General features: G+C 65.3%; 1 protein-coding gene. It reads left to right on the forward strand.

What is annotated here, in order from left to right; genetic code table 11:
• A partial coding sequence (locus tag BSF44_RS29250; protein ID WP_141250124.1) for an immunoglobulin-like domain-containing protein occupies positions 1-668 on the forward strand: 668 nt, incomplete at both ends.

A 668-nucleotide genomic window follows, 5' to 3' on the forward strand; every position in this document is an offset into this window, starting at 1 on the left:
GCCTGACCCTGACCGCCACCGGCAACATCAGCGAAGGCGGCCAGATCACCTACACCGCGACCCTGAGCAACCCGGCCGGCACGCCGATGACCGTGACCTTGAGCAATGGCTCGGTCATCACCATCGAAGCGGGCCAGACCACTGGCAACGTCGTGGTCGAAACCCCGGCCAACGACGTTTATGTCAACGGCAGCACCGTCAGCACCACCATCACCGGTACCACCGGCGGCAACTTCGAAAACCTGGTGCCGAACACCACCCCGGCCGTGACCACCATCACCGACTCCGTGGACACCACCGGCCTGACCCTGACCGCCACCGGCAACATCAGCGAAGGCGGCCAGATCACCTACACCGCGACCCTGAGCAACCCGGCCGGCACACCGATGACCGTGACCTTGAGCAATGGCTCGGTCATCACCATCGAGGCGGGCCAGACCAGCGGCAGCGTCAACGTGCCGACGGCGGCCAATGACGTTTATGTCAACGGCAGCACCGTCAGCACCACCATCACCGGTACCACCGGTGGCAGCTTCGAAAACCTGGTGCCGAACACCACCCCGGCCGTGACCACCATCACCGACTCCGTGGACACCACCGGCCTGACCCTGACCGCCACCGGCAACATCAGCGAAGGCGGCCAGATCACCTACACCGCGACCCTGAGC

Origin of the sequence: Pseudomonas sp. ACN8, from assembly GCF_002303925.1 — a bacterium.
Classification (GTDB): Bacteria; Pseudomonadota; Gammaproteobacteria; order Pseudomonadales; family Pseudomonadaceae; genus Aquipseudomonas.